19 protein-coding genes and 1 tRNA gene are annotated in these 21,278 nt (G+C 45.0%); 18 read left to right on the forward strand and 2 right to left on the reverse strand.

The window, feature by feature from the left end:
* Positions 1 to 15: 15 nt before the first annotated feature.
* From holA to DQN70_RS03935, 8 genes are all read left to right on the forward strand, one after another.
* Positions 16 to 1,047: a DNA polymerase III subunit delta gene (gene holA / locus DQN70_RS03895; RefSeq protein ID WP_023936586.1), complete on the forward strand. Its 1,032-nt coding sequence runs from the start codon at positions 16 to 18 to the stop codon at positions 1,045 to 1,047.
* Complete coding sequence (locus DQN70_RS03900; protein WP_023936588.1) at positions 1,044 to 2,276, forward strand: ABC transporter permease; 1,233 nt, start codon at positions 1,044 to 1,046, stop codon at positions 2,274 to 2,276. The genes holA and DQN70_RS03900 overlap by 4 nt, the downstream gene beginning before the upstream one ends.
* A gap of 828 nt (positions 2,277 to 3,104) precedes the next feature.
* On the forward strand, positions 3,105 to 4,193 hold the full coding sequence (gene mltG / locus DQN70_RS03910) for an endolytic transglycosylase MltG (protein WP_036887299.1): 1,089 nt from the start codon (positions 3,105 to 3,107) through the stop codon (positions 4,191 to 4,193).
* Positions 4,190 to 4,924: a tRNA threonylcarbamoyladenosine dehydratase gene (locus DQN70_RS03915; RefSeq protein WP_023936592.1), complete on the forward strand. Its 735-nt coding sequence runs from the start codon at positions 4,190 to 4,192 to the stop codon at positions 4,922 to 4,924. The genes mltG and DQN70_RS03915 overlap by 4 nt, the downstream gene beginning before the upstream one ends.
* A gap of 67 nt (positions 4,925 to 4,991) precedes the next feature.
* A complete protein-coding gene (locus tag DQN70_RS03920; RefSeq protein WP_036887298.1) occupies positions 4,992 to 5,672 on the forward strand; it encodes an ABC transporter ATP-binding protein in 681 nt (226 codons plus the stop codon).
* Positions 5,669 to 6,373 (forward strand): ComEA family DNA-binding protein, encoded by a 705-nt coding sequence (locus DQN70_RS03925; protein WP_023936596.1) that lies wholly within the window; start codon positions 5,669 to 5,671, stop codon positions 6,371 to 6,373. Before DQN70_RS03920 ends, DQN70_RS03925 begins: the two co-directional genes overlap by 4 nt.
* A complete protein-coding gene (locus DQN70_RS03930; protein ID WP_036887297.1) occupies positions 6,360 to 6,968 on the forward strand; it encodes an L-threonylcarbamoyladenylate synthase in 609 nt (202 codons plus the stop codon). Before DQN70_RS03925 ends, DQN70_RS03930 begins: the two co-directional genes overlap by 14 nt.
* A gap of 26 nt (positions 6,969 to 6,994) precedes the next feature.
* Positions 6,995 to 8,161 (forward strand): DNA polymerase III subunit, encoded by a 1,167-nt coding sequence (locus tag DQN70_RS03935; RefSeq protein ID WP_023936600.1) that lies wholly within the window; start codon positions 6,995 to 6,997, stop codon positions 8,159 to 8,161.
* Between the two features lie 4 nt (positions 8,162 to 8,165).
* On the opposite strand, the gene DQN70_RS03940 is transcribed toward DQN70_RS03935, so the two are convergent.
* Positions 8,166 to 9,533, reverse strand: a complete 1,368-nt coding sequence (locus DQN70_RS03940) for a lamin tail domain-containing protein (protein ID WP_145980597.1) — start codon at positions 9,531 to 9,533, stop codon at positions 8,166 to 8,168.
* 258 nt (positions 9,534 to 9,791) lie between these two features.
* On the opposite strand from DQN70_RS03940, the gene DQN70_RS03945 reads away from it, so the two are divergent.
* From DQN70_RS03945 to DQN70_RS03985, 9 genes are all read left to right on the forward strand, one after another.
* Positions 9,792 to 10,079: a hypothetical protein gene (locus DQN70_RS03945; RefSeq protein WP_023939869.1), complete on the forward strand. Its 288-nt coding sequence runs from the start codon at positions 9,792 to 9,794 to the stop codon at positions 10,077 to 10,079.
* A 556-nt stretch (positions 10,080 to 10,635) separates the two neighbouring features.
* The gene (locus DQN70_RS03950) at positions 10,636 to 12,465 is read left to right on the forward strand and encodes a phage baseplate assembly protein V (protein ID WP_111759330.1); all 1,830 of its coding nucleotides are present in this window, start codon (positions 10,636 to 10,638) and stop codon (positions 12,463 to 12,465) included.
* A 91-nt stretch (positions 12,466 to 12,556) separates the two neighbouring features.
* On the forward strand, positions 12,557 to 13,594 hold the full coding sequence (locus tag DQN70_RS03955; protein ID WP_160216330.1) for a hypothetical protein: 1,038 nt from the start codon (positions 12,557 to 12,559) through the stop codon (positions 13,592 to 13,594).
* A complete protein-coding gene (locus tag DQN70_RS03960; protein ID WP_023940150.1) occupies positions 13,587 to 14,696 on the forward strand; it encodes a PAAR-like protein in 1,110 nt (369 codons plus the stop codon). The genes DQN70_RS03955 and DQN70_RS03960 overlap by 8 nt, the downstream gene beginning before the upstream one ends.
* Before the next feature lie 76 nt (positions 14,697 to 14,772).
* On the forward strand, positions 14,773 to 15,237 hold the full coding sequence (locus DQN70_RS09580) for a hypothetical protein (protein WP_148292443.1): 465 nt from the start codon (positions 14,773 to 14,775) through the stop codon (positions 15,235 to 15,237).
* 348 nt (positions 15,238 to 15,585) lie between these two features.
* On the forward strand, positions 15,586 to 15,858 hold the full coding sequence (locus DQN70_RS09450; RefSeq protein WP_145980598.1) for a hypothetical protein: 273 nt from the start codon (positions 15,586 to 15,588) through the stop codon (positions 15,856 to 15,858).
* Between the two features lie 163 nt (positions 15,859 to 16,021).
* Positions 16,022 to 16,720 (forward strand): hypothetical protein, encoded by a 699-nt coding sequence (locus DQN70_RS03975; RefSeq protein ID WP_042225856.1) that lies wholly within the window; start codon positions 16,022 to 16,024, stop codon positions 16,718 to 16,720.
* Between the two features lie 404 nt (positions 16,721 to 17,124).
* Positions 17,125 to 17,343, forward strand: a complete 219-nt coding sequence (locus DQN70_RS09700; protein ID WP_023940147.1) for a type I restriction-modification system subunit M N-terminal domain-containing protein — start codon at positions 17,125 to 17,127, stop codon at positions 17,341 to 17,343.
* Between the two features lie 99 nt (positions 17,344 to 17,442).
* The gene (locus tag DQN70_RS03985; protein WP_023940146.1) at positions 17,443 to 18,807 is read left to right on the forward strand and encodes a hypothetical protein; all 1,365 of its coding nucleotides are present in this window, start codon (positions 17,443 to 17,445) and stop codon (positions 18,805 to 18,807) included.
* 235 nt (positions 18,808 to 19,042) lie between these two features.
* On the opposite strand, the gene DQN70_RS03990 is transcribed toward DQN70_RS03985, so the two are convergent.
* Positions 19,043 to 19,127, reverse strand: a tRNA-Ser gene (locus DQN70_RS03990).
* A gap of 974 nt (positions 19,128 to 20,101) precedes the next feature.
* Between DQN70_RS03990 and DQN70_RS03995 the strand changes: the two genes are divergently transcribed.
* Positions 20,102 to 21,265, forward strand: a complete 1,164-nt coding sequence (locus DQN70_RS03995) for an iron-containing alcohol dehydrogenase (RefSeq protein ID WP_023938057.1) — start codon at positions 20,102 to 20,104, stop codon at positions 21,263 to 21,265.
* The last annotated feature ends 13 nt before the right edge of the window (positions 21,266 to 21,278 follow it).

The raw sequence follows: 21,278 nt of genomic DNA on the forward strand, positions 1-21,278 counted from the left end.
CAGACTGATTAGACCATGACTTCCTATTCCTCCATTGTACAGTCGATACGAAAGAAAAAAACGGGCCGAGTCTACCTGCTGTGCGGTGATGAACCGTATTATATAGACAGCCTGACCGCTCTCTTTGAAAGAGAGCTTGTTGCAGAAGAGGACAAAGACTTCGATCAGACGACTTTGTATGGCTCCAAAGAGATCAAAGCCCGGGACATTATCTCAGAATCCATGCGTCTGCCCATGATTGGGCAGAAACTCCTAATCGTGATCAGAGAGGCCCAGTTGGTCTCCGACCTCGAAAAGTTGGAGCCTTACCTCAAAGAGTTGCCCGAGACAACGACATTGGTACTTGCACAAAAGAAGAAAGCAGACAAACGAAAATCACTGTTCAAAACAATAGAACAAGTCGGTGTTGTTTTTGAATCCTTGCGTGTGCCTGATTATCGACTGACGGATGCCATCGCTTCTATGGCATCGGAGCACAACTGCCTTATTGACCCTCGATCTACGGAAATGTTGGCTGACTTTCTCGGCAATGACCTTGCCAAGATCAAACAGGAAATAGACAAGCTCATCCTGATCCTGCAGGCCGAAGGGAAACGAATGCAAATCACGGCAGACCTGATAGAGCGGCATATAGGCATAAGCCGAGAGTTCAACAGTTTTGAGCTCCTCAGGGCGATCATAAAGAGAGACACGGCCAAGGCCTATCGCATAGCTGTTACTTTTGGGCAAAACGAAAAGGCTAATCCTATCCAACCAACATTGGCTGTACTCTTCAATTATTTTTCTCTCCTTATGGCAGCTCACTACCTCCCCGATAAGAGCGAAAACGGACTTATGGAGGGATTGGGTTTCAAACAGAGATTTCAAGCCCGAGACTATATGGTAGGGCTAAGACTTTACTCTCCGATGCAGGTGTATGAGATCATACACCAAATACGTCTGACTGACGCTGCCTCCAAAGGAGTCGAAGCACAGGCCGGTATCTCCAACAAAGAACTTCTGGTAGAGCTTCTCAGCAAGATATTTCAACCCTCAATAAGATCGTGAGCTTCTCCTCTTTCATCGCCCGTCGCCTTTTCAGAAGTAAGCACGGCCGACATCGGCCCGGGCTTAATCCTATCATACGCATATCTATCATAGGGGTGGCTCTTTGTTCTTCTATTATGTTGCTCTCGGTAGCTGTTACCCTGGGCTTCAAGCAGCAAACAGCCGAATATATACGATCTACTACTGGAGATTTGGCTATCAGTCCGCTCGATCGCTCCATTCTTTTTTGGGGAACAGGAGAAAAGTTGCTTGACGAACTCCGGTTCATCCCCGGTATCGTGGAGGCAAACCCTATCATTATCAGCACTGCTATACTCAAAACAGACTCCGCATTTGCCGGACTTCCCGTCATGGGAATTGATTCTTCGTACAGCATGGGAAACTTAAACAGTCTGATTTTGAGTGGCACTCCACCTCCCTGGGATAAGCAACGACTGTCGCAAAATCCGGTTATGCTTACTCGAGAGATAGCAGAGCAACTCGACCTGCAAGTAGGAGATCCGGTGAAGATATACAGCACCAATGAGGGAAATATACGGTTGCGTAAGCTGTCTGTGGCGGCTATCTATGAGGGAACCGGCAAAACCTCCCCGGCTGTTGTGCCGATAGAACTTCTCCGGCGAATGCTCTCTCGGCAAACCGATGAGGTGACGAATATCCGGATTATGACGGAGCGTATCCCTTCTGAACAAATGCAGGAGCGGGTCTTGGAAAGGCTGAGTAAAAGCGATGCCATACCACAGGGACCAGCCTTGGGAGTAAGCCGTGCCGAAGACCTCAACCCGCAAATGTTCGCTTGGCTCGAAATGATTGATTCCAACGTCTATATCTTACTCATTCTGATTGCTCTAGTTGCGGGTTTCACCATGATTGCCGGTCTTACAATACTAGTGCTGGACAAGACCTCTCTGATCGGTATTTTGAAAGCGTTGGGGGCAACCGACAGAGGACTGAGAGCTGTCTTTATTCGCTTGAGCCTTTTCCTTATCCTTAAAGGTCTGTTTTGGGGTAATGCCATTGCACTACTCGTCTGTCTATTGCAGAAACATTTCCAGATTGTCAAGTTAGACAGGGAAATGTACTATATGAGTCATGTGCCGATAGAGATAGATCCTCTGCTGTGGTTGGCAGTCAATCTGGGTGCAACGACCCTTATCATGCTCATGCTACTTGGTCCGTCTCGCATTGTCGGGCGGATCAGTCCGGGACGTGTGATGCACTTCGACTAAGCCTCCCTCCTCCCACAAAACAACGGAGAACCCTCGCCCTGCGGTAGCTTCAGAAGCCCTCTTCTTGTATTGTTAAATGCGACATGTTTTGTAAATTTTTGACTGTGATGAAAATCGGAAAAATAGAGGAGAAAAAGGCCCTAAAGCCAGGAGAAGGTACCCCCTCTTTATGCCTTTTATGACCACCCTTCAGAATGCCGATGAATAGGGCGTTCTGGAGGGGTCGATTTTTTCTCCTGAGAGAATTTTTGCTAACACAGGAGAGAATAAAATTTTTCACAGGAGAGAATTTTGTTTCCTCCCGTGTCAGCAAAAAACGTCTCCTATGGGCATCAAAAAAGAGAGGAAAAACACGATCAAAATAGCTCCAATTTGAGTAGGAAAAGCATGGTAAAAGAAAACATAATAACAAGGAAATGAATAAATATATACGGTCTTGCGCGCCCCTAAGAAAGAACCCCGAGGATTTATATTGAGGAACCATTTGCATAACACGGTGCTTGCTGCATTATTTTCACTATTCTGGATCAAGTCTTATGCGACAAGTATATTACCTGCTGAAACTCGAAGGAATTGGAGAGGGCCACACAAGGTTCGGTCATATGCAACAAGTATGTTGCCTGCTGAAACTCGAAGGAATTGGAGGGGGCCACACAAGGCTCGGTTGTATGCAACAAGTATACTCCCTATGCCCTCAACCTCAATGCTTTCTGGATTACTGCATTCTGCAAAATCAACAAAACGGCAAATAAAATTTGCTATTTGGGAACCCATGCAAAGGGTCTTATCGAGGACTGTGCAATGGTCTCTATTTGTAACTTTGAGGCGATGAAAACAAAACGATCAAATAAAAGTCGCAGATATAGACGCAAACGGACCAAGTCCAAGTCTCGCTTGCTACTTTTTCTCATCCCAGGTATTTTGCTACTGGTCTTTCTGGGTACTTTTTCCTACGCATACCGACAAGTTGCTTTTTTGCCGGCTGTGCAAGGAGCTGATACAACTCATCTTTTCCTTAAACCTGGGCTTACGCTTAGTCGGGCTATTGATTTGCTGGAGCAAAAAACTCCTTTGCGAAAGCCTCGCTTGAGTCACGCATATATTTCTTGGCGAGGAGCCTCGACCAAAGTAGGGCAAGGACGCTATATCTTGTTGCCCGATATGAGTATGCAGGAGATCTGCAATTTACTTTTGTCGGGAGGAGAAACGCCGGTTTCCCTCACATTAAGAGGGCTAAGAACACAGGGGGAACTGGTCTCTTTCTTTTCTTCCTACTTGGCTATGTCTTCTCAAGAGCTATCCGCAGCTCTGTCCGATTCGTCTCTTTGTGACAGTTTGGGTGGATTTGATACCGAGACGATCCGTTGCCTTTTTTTGCCGGGAGACTATAGTTTCCCATGGAATGTAAGCGTGGAAGAATTGCTTGCAAGTATGCAGCTTCGCTATCGTGAATACTGGACGGACAAACGCCGGGCACAAGCTGACAGTTTGAGACTCAGTCCCATAGAGGTATCTATTATCGCCTCTATTGTGGAAGAAGAGTCTGCCAAACGAGATGAACATGGGCGAATAGCTCGGCTTTATCTCAATCGATATCGTCGGGGGATGAGACTACAGGCTGATCCCACGGTAAAGTTTGCAGCCGGGAGATTTGATCTTAGGCGTATCACATTGCCCTATTTGGGAGTAAGATCACCGTACAACACTTATCAGGTAGAGGGTTTGCCTCCCGGACCGATTCGTTTGGCTCGCCCATCTACTATGGACAGTCTACTCTACTCTAAGCCGAGTAATGACCTCTATATGTGTGCGAAGGAGGATTTTTCGGGTTATCACAATTTTGCGTCTACCTATGCTGAGCATTTGAGTAACGCCAGAAGGTATCAGGCGGAATTGAATAAACGTGGTATTAAATGAGTTCGGCTACAATACCTGAGTGGCAATCTCGCACCGCTCTCTTGTTGGGCGAAAAAGGACAACGAGCCCTTTCTGCAGCTCACGTCTTGGTAGTAGGTCTTGGTGGTGTAGGAGGCTGGGCAGCTGAGATGCTGGCCAGAGCCGGAGTAGGACGCATGACAATTGTAGACGCTGACGAAGTGTCTCCCTCTAATATCAACCGCCAGTTGGTAGCTACGCACAGCAGCATAGGCAGGCCTAAGACTGAGGTCTTGGCAGAGCGTTTGCGAGATATCAATCCGGATATTGAGTTGTATGTGCATCATATGTTTGTCAAGGACGAAGCGATGGAGTCTCTACTCGACGAAGCTCCGTACGACTATGTGTTGGATGCGATCGATTCACTCAGTCCCAAGGTATATCTCATTGCTCTATCTCTGCAGCGGGGCTTGCGGATCATCAGCTCCATGGGAGCCGGAGCCAAGCTCGATCCGTCTTGCATACAAGTAGACGATATTAGCCACAGTCACAACTGCACGCTTGCACGCTCTGTGCGCAAAAGACTCCGTCCTTTGGGTATTCGCAAAGGGGTGCCTGTGGTATATTCTACCGAGTTGCCGGATAGCAATGCCGTAATTTCCGTTTCCGATGAATGTTGCAAACGCTCTACAGCGGGGACTTTGAGCTATATGCCAGCTCTTTTTGGTATACGTATGGCAGCAGAGGTTATTCGCACGCTGTCCGGCTGTTAGTATTTCGCAACAAGCGACATCATTCATTCTCATCACAATAGTGTCGTATCTTCGTAGGGTCATGGAGATTCTCAAAGCAGAACAAATACACAAGACTTTCGATAGTCTGGAGGTCCTCAAAGGGATTGATTTGAGTGTACACAAAGCCGAGATTGTGGCTATTGTAGGGCCTTCGGGTGCTGGGAAAACTACTTTGTTGCAGATTTTGGGTTTGCTGGATAAGGCCGATCCGGGTGGGCGAGTATTGATAGAAGGGCGAGATACTTCGGGTCTGAGCGACAATAAGTTGGCCGAGATACGCAATCGTTATTTGGGATTTGTGTTTCAGCAACACCAGTTGTTGCCGGAGTTTACGGCTTTGGAGAATGTAATGATCCCCGGGCTTATTATGAGACGCAAACGGGAGGAGCTGCGAAGAGCGGCTGCCGAATTGCTCGATACGTTGGGTCTATCAGCCAGAAAGGAGCACAAGCCCAGCGAACTGTCTGGTGGAGAGCGGCAGCGTGTGGCTGTGGCCCGAGCTATGATCAATCATCCTGCAATTATTCTGGCAGACGAACCCTCTGGTAGCCTCGACAGCAGACATAAGGAAGAATTGCACTCTTTGTTCTTTGAGTTAAGGCACAATACGGGTCAATCATTCCTGATTGTGACACATGATGAAGGGTTAGCCATGCAGTGCGATAGGCGTATCTGTTTGTCGGATGGGAAAATAGAAGGTATCATAACTCAAAATAGAGTTCGATGAGAAACTGGCTGCATATAGGGAAGTCTGAGCTGATCGTGCTATGTGTCGTTTCGGTTTCGATCTTGCTTCTGGTTTTGCTCATCGAAGTTTTTCCGGCAGGCAGGGCCGATAATCCCTCCCCCACGGAGACAGCTCTACCGCTGGCAGACAGCACAGAAAATACGCAGGCAAAAAGACTCCCTCAGACCACTCGCGATACTTCGATAGAGAGATCAGCTGACTATGCAGGCCCTCCGGAGCATATTCTCTACAAGCCGAAGAAAAAACTAACAGCCGGTAGCCGGGTGGATCTCAATACGGCCGATTCGGCAACTCTCACAACTGTGCCCGGCATAGGCCCAGCTTTTGCCAGACGGATCGTTGCCTATCGAAAGCGTTTGGGTGGGTTCTATACAGTGCTGCAATTACAAGAGGTTTATGGGATGGATCATGAGCGATACTCGCAAATCAAGCCTTACTTCAGCATAGGGCGACTTCCCGAAAAGATCGCCTTGCAGCAACCCTCGGGAGACAGCCTGCCTCGACATCCCTATCTCAATTACAAACAAAAAAATCGGCTGGAGCAGTTGATCCGTCGTAATGGCTGTGTGCAATCCTGGCAGCAGCTCTACGACTGTGGTTTGTTCAATCGAGATGATAGCATCCGGCTGAGTCATTATTTCACCCTATCAATAAGTAGCAAAGACAGTGTCACTCCTTAGAATCTATACCGATGCGCCCGATGAGAGCAGTATTCGGGACTTAGTCTCTCTGATAGAGAGAGGTGAGGTGGTTGTCCTTCCCACATCCACGGGCTATAGCTATGCCTGTCATGCTCTCCAGCCCAAGGCCATAGACAAGCTCTACCGTATCAAGGGCTATACCAATACCAAACGCCCCTTGGCCATTCTCTGTGCCGATCTGGCTGAGGCGGCCAAATATTGCCGTATAAACGATGGGGCTTTCCGTTATATTCGTGAACATGGAGGAAGGTACACTTTTATTCTGCCGGCTGTCGGCATGCTCCCTAAGAGTATCCGACAGCGCAAGGAATTAGGGCTTCGGCTGGCCGAGCATCCCATTGCATTGGCTGTGTTGAGAGAATTGCAGGCTCCTCTGATGTTGGCTTCTATTCCCTGTCCGGAGGATGAGGATCCGCAAGACTTGTGCAACCCTGATTTGATAGCGGAGCTAAATGATGCCCGGCATAAATCCGAGCAGGCAGCCCTTGTCGTAGACGCTGGCATCGTAGAGCGCAGACCCTCTACTATAGTAGACTGTTGTAGTGAAGAATACAATGTGATACGCCAAGGCTGACCCAATCCCGAGACGAATGCTTCCGTATGAGATTCGATGATGTAGCAGCCCACGAAGGCTTGAAAAGAAGTTTGAGGAAGTTGGCAGATGAAGGTCATTTGCCCCACGCATTATTATTTAGTGGAGCGGATGGTAGCGGAGCTTTGGCTCTGGCTTTGGCTCTTGCGCAGTATATCAACTGTTGGGAGCCAACAGGAGGAGAGCCCTGCGGACATTGTCCCTCTTGTGCCAAGTATAATGTTTTGGCACACCCCGACCTGTTCTATCTTTTTCCTATAGTTGGGGGAGATAAATCTTGCACAGAAGACTTTTTGCCTCTATGGCGAGAGTATGCCCCTCGTCCATACCTTAGTGCGACAGACTGGTTGCAGGCAATCAAGGCTGGTAACAGTCGTCCTCTGATTTATAGTCGTGAAAGTGATCTGTTGGATGAGCAATTGAGCTACCGCATAGCTGAAGCTAAATACCGAGTGCTGATCATTTGGCAACCCGAACGAATGCACGAGACGCTCAGCAATAAGCTGTTGAAATTTATAGAGGAGCCTCCGGAGCGAACACTCATATTCATGGCCTCTATCGAGCCGGAACTATTGCTGCCTACGATTTTGAGCCGTACTCAGCGGATCGAATTGCCACTGCTTGGCGAGATGGAGATATACAAGGCCTTGTCAGCTAAGAGCCTTGAAGGTGTTTCGGATGCTGATTGTCGAGAGGCTGCTCATCTTTCCGGAGGGTTGATGCGCAAGGCATTGGATCATTTACAGGGAGATAAGACAAGAGAGGCCCGGTTTGTGGTGTTCTTGAGGTTGTTGGCGTTACTCAATCCTGCACGTCCCTTCGATATGCGTCGTTTGGCCGACGAGTTGGCCGAAAGAAGCCGGGAAGAGCAATTGGAACTCCTTGAAGCTTTCGCCTCCTACTTTCGGGAGTTGTATGTCTATCCTTTGCGATTGGAGCAAATTTCTTATCTCAACGCATCGGAAAAGCGATTGGCCGAACGCATGGCCGGAGCTGTATCGAGTAAAAATGTACGAGGTATTAGTGCCGAATTGGATTTGGCAAGCCTGCATATCAGACGCAACGTGAATAGCCGAATGGTATTCTTTGATCTCTTTCTCCGTTTGGCGGCACAGCTCTCTTCCGGAATGAAACAAACTGGTGTCACAGCTTCGGCCATAGAGAACTTGTGCTGAGGTTTTAGTCCTGTATTAAAAAATGAGAGTAACCTAGTTGTTTAGTTTCTTTTCCGTCTTTTACATCCAGCACCAGCAGGTAATTGCCCGGCTGTAGGCGCATGGCTTTGCCAGGATTGAAAAGGGGATGCTCCAGCAGAGTCGTAAGGCGCATACATTGCTCATGCCCAAATCTGCGTATACTGCGCCCGTCAAGGGTATATACTCGTATTTCCGCGGTAAGGCTCTTATCATCTTTGAGCATCTGCACAAATCTTTTCATCAGGGTTTGAAGTGAGACGGAGCCTTCGGCCCTCTCTTTCTCCCCTTCCTTTTCTCCAATGTCTGGCAAGGGAGTGTTAGGACCTTTCTCTGCTCGGGTATTAGGTAGTCCGGGGCTGGCATAGTGAGGAGGCAAAGCGGATCGCCAAGTCGAAGAAGTCTCTCCATCGAGCAAAGGCGAAACTTTTTCTGCAGCCACCCCTGCCTTGGATTTGAGCTCTTTCTCAAAATAAGCTGTGCTATACTCCGCCTGGTCAATCCCTAAATACTCTTCCCCCATAAGAATGAGAGCGATGCTACATCCTTTGTTGGAGAGTCTGGGCCAATAGGGTAGTGTGTGTATCCGATTTCGTATGGCAAAGGGATAGCTTGCAGCGACCAGATCGGCATCTTCGCTCAATACGATGTAGTCTTGGGGAGGGAGCAATACGCCTTTTGGCAGAGGATAGAGTGTTTTTACCTCTCCGTTGCGAACAATACCGATCGCCAGTCGGTCTCCTTTTATCGCTTTCTCCGATCCATTATACAACTCAATGTATTCGGCACTGCCTTTCAGGGGATTGGCCATAATTTCATTGATACGTATAAGTTCCATGTCTGTCGTATTTCCTGGATCAGTCGGCTCTTGTTCGTCCTCTTTCGATGGATCTACACCGGGAATGTCCATTGGGGAAGAGGATGCCGATACCTTCAATCCATCTATCCACACACTCTCCCGGCTTCGATTGGTGTAGCTTACAGCTATTCCCAGTTGTCCTTGGATGGAAGGCACAGGCGGCAGATAGAGAGACTGCCCTACGGCTATGCCTCCGACCGGCTCACTTTCTGTCTTTATCCATAATTTCCAACCTTGATTGGCAGAGTAGTAGACCTTGAACCAAAATTGCTCACCAGCTTCTACAATATGTCTGCTGTCCGATATGAGTGTGCCTTCTTCTCTTAGTTTGTATTTTTTGTCTCCCATGTCTTCAAGAGACACGGTTACCAGCCTTATCATTCGCTCCGTCCGGCCGAAAGAGAGAGCAACGAATTTCTCTTCCGTATCCTCCATTTCGTGATACGGATAGAGAAGGAAGTAGACATGATGTCGGGCGGATGCTTTTTGTCGCATTTCTAAATTTCCCTCCCAAGACATGTATTTGTCTATTGGAGTTGAGGAGTTGAGGTAGGAAAGTCGAGATCCATTTATTTCGAGGCCCTTGTGAAGTAGTCGACCCTGTTTTATACAAAAATGATCGAGATTACCTTGCCATTGCTCCGGGTAATCCTTGGCTTGGTCGAAGTTGCATTCCCATTTTTTATTATCCCCAGAATTTTCCGCTCGGTCGAGCTGACTGTTTCCTAAAGGGAAAGAGAAGGAAGCTGTGATATGGCTATACTCGCTTCGGATTGTTTCGTTTTGTATGGAGTTGTGTTGGGCAAGACTGTGCAGGGCGAGATGGTGTCGGGCGAGGTTGTGTTGGAGGAGGTGATACTGGGTGAGATTATCCTGAGTGAGGTTGTGTTGGAGGAGGTGATGCTGGGCAAGATTATCCTGAGCAAGATTGTGCTGGGCAGACTGGTATTGGGCAAGTTCATGCTGAACAAGGTGATGCTGGAGAAGCTGTTGTTCGGTGGGGTTGTGTTGGGCAAGAAGAGAGGTGGAACTACAAACTAATAGGCTAATTAGTAAAAACTTATAAAATAGATATTGTCGATTGAAATATTTCATAATGGTATCACACGTTATTTTAATCCTTCTTTACAACGGATTTCCTTAAGCGAGCTACCGCTGCTGAATTTGGATATGAAGGTAAGGATTATCATTTTCTCTCAAAAAGAGGCTCGCAGAGCACCACCGTCCCAAAGCCTCTCGCCCCGTTTCGCCCTCTTGAGCCTCCAACCTTTATTTCCAGCATTAAATAGTAAAATCCTCTCTCTCCTCTGCTCGTAACTTGGTATTATTTAGGTCTAAGTAATTGGCTACTGATAGCCTTATGAGTTATGAATTTAAGCGGGTAATGATTTGGCGACCTATCTTCAGCAATGAACCCACAATAACTAAGCACAATGCAATTTTAATGCGTCAACCCTGACAAAAAGACTAAGAAGGAAGAGATAATAATTTTTTATGCGGAAATTACAGAATACAACTTTCGGAAAAATTGCTCCTAATCTGTGTGGAAAATCCCTACCTTTCGCAGCAAGAACAGTAATAAATACCTCTATAGCCAATGAACTTCGGCAATTCTTATACACATCAGAAGAGCACTTTCCCTCCCTTAAATCCAGTCAAACCTAAAGTTCGCTTCGATGGAGAAGAGTTTCTATTCGAATCTCTGACCCTCGAACAGCCCATGAACTCATGCCACCACTTTGAGGTCGTTCGCGAATACCTCTCACAGGACGAGCTCTGGAAAGAGACTCCCGAAAAGCTCATGAGCCTGATCGGAGCTAGAACGCTGATCCGATTCGAACATCTCACATCCAAAGATTCGTACGAATTCTCCGGATGGGTGACCGATGTACGCATCGATGCATGGGAAAATGACGGGATAGGAAGCAGTTTTTTTCGACATCGATCGAATCGTGTCAGGATCATCGGACGTGGTGACGCCATGAGTCTCGATGGAGCACCGGGTATGCACTCTTTCGTCGATCGACAGTTGACGGATATCGTTTCCGAGGTAACAAAGGAGGCTTACTTTAAGGTCGAATGCAATCCCCGCTACAAAGGAGTATTGCCTTATTCAGTGCAGTACCGGGAGAGTGGCTTCGAGTTTCTTAACCGACTCTCCCGTATATATGGAGAGCCTTTTTTCTACGATGGTCGTACTCTCTTCTTCGGTGCGCCACACACGGCAGACTGCGAAAAACTCTTTTTCGACAGTGATATCGTTAGTCTGCGCACTTGTGCCTCTGCCATTCCTCGAAGATATGCCCATTACGACTACGTTGCGGCCGATGACAAATTCCTGCGCTTCCCTTCCGAGGAGTCTGTTCCCGGAGGTAATCCGTTGATCGAAAACATTGCCCGCCGGTCGGATCGTCTGTTTCCCGAGAAAGGAACTCTACCCTCGAATTCTCCGGTCTATACCGAATTCAACTTGTCGGATCTGGCTGCACAGCGTGAGGCGGATGCCGTGGGGCGGATGCTGCGAATAGAAGGAACGACCAAGACCTGTCGTCTGCGTCTGGGTGGAGTCATAGATGTGTTGTTCCCTGAACGCATGGATGTTCCTGCCCTCGGAAAATACCGCATCACCTCCTTGTGCCACCGGATTGAGAAGAATGGGGACTACACCAATTGGTTCACAGCCTCGCCTGCTCTGATCGACTGTGTACCTGAAGCCTATGCCCCGGAAGTAAAAGCTTATCCGGAGATGGCTACCGTTTCGGACAACAAGGATCCGAATGGACAGGGACGGGTCAGGGTGCAGTTCGACTGGCAAAAACCGAAGGGGTTGTCTACGAACTGGATCCGAGTTCAGACTCCCGATGCAGGTACGAGTGGCACGGTTACAGCAAACAGAGGATTTGTATCGATTCCGGAGGAGGGCGACCAGGTGATGGTCGGCTTCGAATATGGCGATCCCCACCGCCCTTATGTCACGGGCAGTCTCTTTCACGGCAAAAGTGGAAAGGGAGGAGGTACTGACAACAAGGTCAAAAGTTTTTCCTCTCGTAGTGGCAACTACCTTAGGTTGAATGGGGCAAATGGTTCTGTTGTACTTGCCTCTCCTGAGGGAGCTGTCTTTCAGCGATTCGATAAAGATGGAAATGCTATTATCAAGGCCACGAAAACCCACTCCGTCAGTGCCAAGGAAAAAGTGTCTATCGAAATCGTTCCTAAATTGCCAAAGGAAAAGGATACTCCAAACGATAATACGCCTCCACCCCCTCCCTTTGCAACTTTTTCCCTGAATAACGAGGGAGTTATAGACATAGTCGGGAAAAAAACTATAACAATCAATGTAGGAAGCAGCAAGATAACACTCTCTGATGGGAAGATCACAATCGAAGGAGCGAAGATCGATGTAAAAGGAGAAATAGAAATGAATTAAGAGATAGGATATGCAGTTAATCCGATACACAATCAAAAAAGGAGACTCTCTAGAAAAAATCGCATCTGAAAGGAACACGACTCCTATTAGATTGAAAAACTTTCATAACACACATTGCGATTTTCAAGATCTTATCCTTGGGAATGAAATTCCCCGAGGCTTGGAGTTTCTTGTTGTAGAAACAGGACAGAAAGAGCTTTCCGATGAAGACGAAAAGGAAATGCAAATCCTCTTTCTTACAAAGTCAAAAGCTTCTCGAACTTACACAAGTAGTCATTTGACAGAAATCGAGATCAACAACGCTCCGCTCGCCACATTCACACAAAATCAGAAATTTGATTTGAGCATAGAAGAATCCGGTGTTATATATCCATTTTGCACACTACAGATCACCGATAACGACTTCGATGACGGGATAGGCTTGAAAGGAAAATTTGGAGGATTGCTTGAATCCGTTGTCCGCTTAAAAGATTATTTGGAGCTCAGCCTTACACCACACGGCACTATCTACAGAGTAGAAAATCGCAAACAACTAAGAGAAAAATGGGAAAGACTTAAAGAGGGTTTGAAGAATAATCCTCTCTTGTCAGAAATACCCAGCAGTCAAATGCAAGAGATAATCAATAAGGGAGATCAGGAATTTTCAAACTCATACCCCTTAGAAGAAGAGCTGAACAAGTCCGTTTTTCATTCCTATTTGTTTTTTCCGCTGTATGGGCGTATGTTTCTTCCTGAGAAGACATATGAAATGCAGCAAGAGCATCACCTCATATCGATGTTGATTTCAGGGGAAAAAATTCCTCTGCGCACCACGCTGACAATAACGGAAGACAAAGAGACGAACGAATATCTGGTAAAAGTGGAGTCTCAGGCAAACAAGATTTTGCTTGATAGAAATACCTTGCAACGAAGATACAAGGAAGAATATCCCTTTCTCAAAGAAGCTTTCGACAGATACGATGTGATGATCAATGCCATGTATGCCATCGGAAAAGAAGATTCCATTCTCAACTTTGCGGATATTCAGATCGAAGAATTGGTCAATAACAACATGAATGCCTTTCAGCGATTGGAAATAGAGCGAATAGTACCGGAAGAGAAATCAGAAGAGGAGAACAAAAATGAGTAAGGAAGCATACGTTCACGAGGGGGTATCGCTGATTTGCACCAATGGATTCAGACCTGCCAAGCTATTAGTAAAAGACCGGGGGGTACGTATTGCCGGAGGGCAATTGATGGCGACAGAAGAGGACAAGCCTACAAACTTTGCCTGTAAATGGGCAGGTGTATTAGCCGCACTAATTGCGGCGATACTGATTGCAGCTCCCTTCATCGTAGCAGTCCTGGCAGCTTTCTTAATCGGGATGCTCGCAGCCTTGTCACTCGGCCAATTACTTTGTTGGGTGGCATTACAAGGTGGAAAATGGAATATGGTTCATCCTCGAGTGAAGCTGAAAGGGCAGTGCGCGCTGACTGAAAATTCTAGGCTGACCTGTGCCTTAATGGGTGGAGATATTACGATTTTTTACGATGAGGCCACAGCCAGTAGAGCTTTGCATAATAATTGGCTAAGAAACTCGGTAGAGATACTTGGGGCAGCTTTCATGGGAAGAGCTTTGGGTTCTTCTTTGATTACTAATGGATTTCTAAAGGGTGTCCAAAGGGTAACTTTCGAGGTTATCAAGGGGAGTATTCTATCCGTCCCCATATCTATTGCAACAGATTTTTGCACGGATATTATGGTTGGGGAAGAGGGGGCTTTGAAGCAATCTTTCAGTGTCGGAGACCTTTCTTCCGATCCTATTATGGTAGAAGAAGAGAGCAAAATCTTGCAAAAAGAAAAAAATACAGAGGTAAGGGATAGGTTAGATAAATACCAAGAAAACCAAGCAAAAGAGTATAAAGAAAAAAATCCCATTCACAAATACAGAAGAGGAAAGAAAAGTCCACACTACAATAGACAAAAGACTATATCTCAGAAACGAAACAGCAGAGCTAAGAAATATGCGAAAAGTCGTAGGCAAACATTGTCGCGAAGATATCAAAGTAGGGTGTGTAGACAATCTTTAAAAAGCTATACAAGAATTGCTTGGGGACAAACAGCCTTTTTTGCAATAATGACAGGTATTGCTGAGTATTTTGACAAGAAAATGCAAATTGACTTGAGGGATGAGAATAATCCGGAAAACCGCACAAAAAAACAAACTAAGATTTATGCTTGCAAGAAATAGTAAACTGGCCATCACTGTGTTTGTACTTCCCTTTTTACTATTAAAAGGTTGTGCTATACTGTACGGTTCCAAAGATATGTATCTGTACACAGACTCTCATTATTGCATTAGTATCTTCTATGCATTAGCAATATTATGTGTGATAGTTTTGTACAGCTACTGCGTTATCGGGATTAAAACATTAAAAGGGCTGAGAATTCTCGTACGACCAGCGGGTGCATTCGGAGATAAACATGGTATAAGTGTTTGGCATTATTTAGTGATAGCATTTATTACTATTACCGGACATACATCTTTCGATTACGCATATCGAAGAGTAAACACCATATGTCATGGAGTTGTCTTCGAGGGAAAGGCTGTTTTAGACGAAGATGGGAGAGGTAGTGGCAATCGCTTTGTGAGGGTTTCCGTGGAAAGTGGAGGCGAACAATACAGGTTTGAAGGGAAATCTGAACAATTCGGACCGTTACTAAACAAAGAAGTTCATATCATCGTCTACCAAGGGTTATTCTCCAAGTATGCGTTGCTAAGTCAGCCGTGATATTTAATCGCAGAAATCTCTTACATGGGAAAAGCCCGGAAAGCAGAGCAAGAGCGGTCTCTAAAATTTACGCAGCTAATCCTTAGGAGTCTCCTTTTTCTATTAGGATTTACCCTATTTTGGCTTGCCATTTTAACCATATCCAATGTGGCGAAAGAAGAATTGTTCTTATCCGAAATTCCAATTGTTTATACATGGTTAATAAGCTTACTTCTTGTCATCACATTATGGCTTGTCTATTTAATTGCTATAACAAAGGATGCTTCTTTGCGAATGTTATGGAATACAATACGTCCTGTAACATCCCATTCCAATGAAAAATTCACAAAATGGATTGTTTTCCTGATTATGCTAATTACCGTTATATATTTCTCTCAACCAAGCTTGTATTCCAATATAAATGCCCTATATCATAAAGTGGTCTTCGAGGGAAAAGCTGTTTTAAGTAAGGAGGGGAGAGGTAGTGACAACCGCTTTGTGAGGGTTTCGGTAGAAAGCAGAGGCGAACAATACAGATTCGAGGGGAAAGCCGAGCAATTCGGACCATTGCTAAACAAAGAAGTTCATATCACCGTCTACCAAGGGTTATTCTCCAAGTATGCGTCGGTAAGTCTGCCGTGATATTTTATAGTAGAAATCTCTTACATGGGAAAAAGACAGAAAGTAGAGCAGAGAATATCGCCCATGCCGGAATAGGGATATATTACAACAAATAAAAACTATAAATTAGAGAAAGAAAAGATGAGACAAGAGACGGATAGATAAATTGGAAAAAGACTGAGAAATGAAAAAAATATTGTATGCCATTTCCTTTTTTGTATTATTGCTCTCTGCAGTCAGTTGTGCTAATCGAGCGGAAAAGAAACGTTTGTACGAAATTTTCGAGCAATCGAAACGTGCACCCGAATACACCAAAGTTGCAGCATTTGTAAATTCATTGGAGTTTAAACAAATATGTTGTGATGAATTTGCCAATGCAACCTTGGAAGGGCTGTGTCCGAGTTGGCGGAATTCGGTTTCCATTGATTTTCGGACGGCCTATTTTTATCCGACACGTGATACATGTGCGGTGTTCTATACCATGGATTTGAAAATGAAAGATTTGGATGTAGAACCCCAAGCTATCGGTTCTATTATGCTGTGTTTTGGTGAGCTAACACGAAAGGAAGGCGGATGGAGAGTAAAGATTGACACCGTGCAGCCTTTTCCCCTTGAGCAATATTCAGATCTCCTATCGAATCAATCCGATACGGCTTCGATGATTCGTATAAACATCGGAGGAACGGTATATATGCCCGAAGGCATTGCATTTGTATATCACAAAGAAAACCAAAAGAAGAAATATCTTGATTACGATGAAAAAAACATCGTTCCCGAAATGTTCTGTATGGAAAATGCATACCTCCTACCCGGAAGAATGGAGGATTTTCTTTGGCAGCAATTTTGGTTTGACAAGGACAGTCCGCAAAAAGAAAATTATTAGACACATCATGAAAATACGACTTATCTTTTTTTCTTGGTTTAACCTTGTTTCTATGCTTCGGTTGCACGAGTAGTAGGGATGAGGGGAGATTATGCGAAATATTCGAGCAATCCAAGAAAATGCCTGAGTACGATGAAATAGCAACATTTGTCAATTCTCCAAAATTTAAACAGATATGCTGCGACGAATTAGTTGCATAGGATGCTCTGTATCCTGCTTGGCACGATTCAGTTTACATAAAAAGAGGCTCGCAGAGCATCACCGCCCCTGAGCCTCTCGCGATATTTTGCCCCTTAGGGGCTCACACCTTGGTTTTCAGTGTTAAATAGGGAAATCCCCTCGCCCCTCTGCTAGCTTCTTCGTACCTTTGTAGTCGTTAATTAGCAAAGCTATTTTAGTAATTTATGGGGGACAACCAACAGAGAGAAGCCTTGCAAGCCACCATTTGGAAGATAGCCAATAAGGAGAGAGGTGCAGTAGATGGGCGGGACTTTAAGCAATTTGTGCTGGGAACACTCTTCTACCGTTTTATCAGTGAGAACTTTAGCAGCTTTATCAAGGAGCATTTGAAGAAGCGAGGCATAACTCAAACATGGCTTGCAAAGAAGTTGGATAAAAGTTAACTCAGTTAATTCGTATATTTGCAATCGAACTCAAAAAAAATTTGAAACCCTTCTTCAAATATCTCAGACACTTAATATTAACAATAAAATTTTAAAACCATGGTAAAACTCAAAAATCTATTACTTGTTGTAATGTTCATAGTCGGATTTACAACAAATGCTTTTGCAGGAGATCACCCAGAAGCCAATTTTGGTATTTATGGCATTCAACATTTTGCCTCAGTTGCACAATACCAACAAACATATGTTGGTCAAGTTGTTCAGTATCTTCCTGAAAAAGAAGGTGGAGGCTATGTGGACACCAAGTATTTCCAAGATGCAGGTGGTAAATTCAACACAGACTATGTTATTTCAAAGATTAGTGGAAATGACAAGCGAATGACTTGGATACTTCTTGAAAAAGGAACAAAAAACAAGGTTAAGATGATTGTAAACAATCAAGATGAATACTATTCTTTTGACAAGTATTGTTATTGCATCACTGATAGATATTCTATCCCTTTGTTCCTGTCAGAAAAATTTAAAGGTGATAAGTCAAAGTATATTGGCAAAGTTTTTCCTGAAAAAGCAGATAGCCCAACTAAATTAGAAGTTATTGATGTTATTATGCAACCACAACAAGGTTCATCATATAGCGACCACAAATATCCTCAAGCTTATTTTGTCTTGAAAGATAAGGCTGATGGCAAAATCATAAATTATGATGTTGCTAACATTGACGACTTGAATGATCTAGGCAAAACTTTCACTAATCCTAAATTCAAATGCACATATACTGTTGTAAATGTGTTCAAGAAGGAAGATTATAACGCAAGTTATCGTAAAGAACTTATGAAGTTCTACACAGTAAAGAATTCTATTGATGGCACAACTAAGGATATCAACGCAACTTATGCACAATCAGAAGCTTTCAAGTATGATGATTCAGGAAAATTTGTTGCAGCCCTCACAAAGGTTGAAAAGCCTTCTAATCCTGCTGTAAGATATGGCAAAACGACCAATGTAACTGAAAAGGATATTACAAAGTACAGCTATGAAGACAACTTCATTGATATTCTTATTTTTGCTGGTAGTGCACAATTCAACTTTATTCTGAAGAATGTTTCCGATAACACATTGAAGGTTGTGTGGAATGAAGCTGTGTTTGTTGATGTTGATGGTAGCACTTCAAAAGTTATGCACACAGGAATCAAGTACTCACAAAGAGAAGCTGATCAACCTGCATCCACTATTATCAAGGGCGCAAAACTTGAAGATTTAGCAGCACCAACTGATAAAGTTTATTATAATAAAACCTTGAAAGAGTGGACAAGCAAATCTTTGTATGCAAACGCAAGTCAGAAAGTTGAAGGCCAGACAATCAAATTGATGTTGCCTATTCAAGTAAAAGAAGTTGTAAACGAGTATATATTCGAATTTACATTGTCATACGTTTATAATCATCCTGAATACTTGGCTCAATAAGAATTCATCTTTTCAAGATTGACAACGTAACGAATAAGCCCACTGATTTTTAACAGTATGCTAAAGGTCAGTGGGCTTAATGTTCCCAAAATGATCCCGTATAGCCATAGTAGGCGATATACGAAAAGATGAAGTGCTGACTTCTGGCTTATTAAAATGAAAACACCCAACTTTACATTTTTGGGTGTAGAAAAGGGTGCAAATCGCGTAACTCGCTGATTTACACCCTTGTTTGCGGAGAGAGAGGGATTCGAACCCCCGGAGGCTCTCACCTCAACGGTTTTCAAGACCGCCGCAATCGACCACTCTGCCATCTCTCCAGAACCTCCGAAAGAACAGAACACCGTCTGCATCCCCTTGGCACTTTTGCGGTGCAAAGATAACTAAATATTTTATCGATACAACCAGTCTATCGGTTGTGTGCTGAAAAACAACTCTTAAGAAAGGGGGTGCTGAAAATTCCTCTCGGCACACCCTCTTTGTTTTTGAATACAATCGGTGGTACAAGTATAGGAATGAACCGAGACGTCTCTTATAACCCAACCCAAAAGTTCAAGGGCTGACAATGTACTGCGCAAATATAGGAATGAACCGAGACGCCTCTTATAACCCAACCCAAAAGTTCAAGGGTAGACAATGTACTGCACAAATATGGGAATGAATCGAGGTGCCTCTTATAACCCAACCCAAAAGTTCAAGGGCTGACAATGTACTGCGCAAATATAGGAATGAACCGAGACGCCTCTTATAACCCAACCCAAAAGTTCAAGGGTAGACAATGTACTGCACAAATATGGGAATGAATCGAGGTGCCCCCTTTGGCATATCCAGTAAGTGACACGGCCTCCTTCGACTATGTGCAGATACGTATCATTTGATGAATCCTCAGTGTTTAGCTTTCGCAGACGGCTTTATCTCCGACCATGTGTAAATATGCGGGCGAGCTGACCTGATAGCTGCACAAATCTCTTCTGTCCTTATCTTCTACCATGCGTACCATGCGTAAATATGTATCGTTTGATGAATTCTTAATGTCCAACTTTATGTACTGCTTTACCTTCTGTCTCCCACCCATGGCTTCTCGAAGTTTAGTGTATTACAGCCTTATGTTCTTGTCTCCTCTTTGATTTTCGACTTTGCAGGTGCTATGGACACGTTGGAGCGTTGTGTTGCTGCGCCCCTGCTCTGGTACTGTTCCGTTTTATCTGTGTATTCATGCCCTTTGTTTGTCTCTGTTTACTAAGCATGAATGTTGTACCTTAGTGCCTGAATATAAAAGCAATCTGTACCGTATATGCGCAATTTTGAATACTACTGCCCCACCAGACTTGTTTTCGGCGAGGGCCGTATTGCCAAGCTACCTGATTTGATACCCTCCGGTTGTCGTAGCCTTATGATCGTCTTTGGCGGAGGAAGTGTCAGAAAGAATGGTGTGTACGAACAAGTGAAAGCTGCCATTGGCAATATCCCTCATACGGAATTTTGGGGCATAGAGCCTAATCCTTGTGTAGAGACGATACGTAGAGCTGTGGAGCAGGGAAAGCGAGCGTCTGTGGATTTCGTGCTGGCAGTAGGTGGAGGTTCGGTGATCGATGCCACCAAGTTGATTGTGGCTGCTCTTTGTACGGATATGGATGCCTGGGAGATTGTTTTGTCTAAGAAAGCCGAGCAGACAAAGCCTTTTGGCACGGTGCTTACTGTTCCGGCTACCGGCTCCGAGATGAATAGTGGTGCGGTGATTTCTCGTGCCGACACGAAAGAGAAATTTGCGTTCAGTAGCGCACATCCTGTTTTTTCCATTTTAGATCCCAAAGTGACCTATTCTTTGAGTAGTCACCAGGTCGCTTGTGGCTTGGCTGATGCTTTTGTCCATGTCATAGAGCAGTATCTCACGCTCTGTGGTGAGAGTCGGGTGATGGATCGCTTTGCAGAAGGAGTGTTGAGTACGGTGATCGAGATCGCTCCTTCTCTTGTGAAGCGGCATGATGACTATGACCTGATGTGTGACTATATGGTTTCCGCTACGGCAGCCCTCAATGGGATGATAGCCTGGGGGGTAACCCAAGATTGGGCTACACATATGATCGGGCATGAGATTACAGCCCTGAGTGGCCTTACTCATGGAGCATCTTTGGTGATCGTCCTGCCGGCCATGATGCGTGTTCTTCGAGAACAGAAAAGGCAAAAACTCCTGCAATATGCCGAGCGTGTGTGGAACCTTCATGTGGGTACGGAAGATGAACGGATAGACCGGGCTATAGAGCTTACCGAAGACTTTTTCTGTTCCTTGGGATTGCCTACCCGACTGGAGGATGCCGGTATCGGTCGTGAGATAGAGGATGAGGTGGTAAGACGCTTCCGAGATCGCTCTGTCTCTTTCGGAGAGGGACGGAACGTGGATGCCGATTGTTGCAGGGTGATATTCGATTGTTGCCGATCGTCTCGTGCAAAAAAATAAGAGAAAAACCCGG

The sequence above is a fragment of the Porphyromonas crevioricanis genome (assembly GCF_900476255.1).
GTDB classification, from domain to species: domain Bacteria; phylum Bacteroidota; class Bacteroidia; order Bacteroidales; family Porphyromonadaceae; genus Porphyromonas; species Porphyromonas crevioricanis.